We start from the raw sequence: 442 nt of genomic DNA, 5'->3' as shown, positions 1-442 counted from the left end.
GTTATATTACCTGGAGATTATGATGTTAATGAAATAAAGGTCAAAAATTTTCTGGATGCCAAGCACTTGTCAGAAGCAGGTGAGGAAGAGGTATTTAAAGTTTTTGGAGCTCATTTTGGTTCACTTGGCCCTATAGGCTTTGAAAACAAAGATACTAGAATCTTAGTTGATAGAACTCTTCAAAATGAGGCTAATTGGTTCGTTGGATCTAACCGAGACGGCCAACACTATGCAAATTTTAATCTTGATCGCGACTTAAAAAAATTTGAAATAGGGGACTTTTTAACAGCTAAAGAAGGCTCTCTTTCTCCTGACGGCCAAGGAAAACTTGTTTTCACGAAAGGGATCGAAATTGGTCATATTTTCAAGCTTGGTACATTTTATTCAAGCAAAATGGGCGGACAAATTCAAAATGAAACAGGAAAATTAAGTGATATCATCA

The 442-nt window shown here is 36.0% G+C and carries 1 protein-coding gene; it reads left to right on the top strand.

From position 1 onward, the window contains the following. Window positions 1-442 (top strand): YbaK/EbsC family protein (locus tag KH893_RS12295; RefSeq protein WP_281166338.1); only part of this gene is annotated, 442 nt, incomplete at both ends.

Source organism: Liquorilactobacillus sicerae, from assembly GCF_029916425.1.
In the GTDB taxonomy this organism is placed as follows: domain Bacteria; phylum Bacillota; class Bacilli; order Lactobacillales; family Lactobacillaceae; genus Liquorilactobacillus; species Liquorilactobacillus sicerae.
This window is presented reverse-complemented; position numbering and strand designations above follow the sequence as displayed.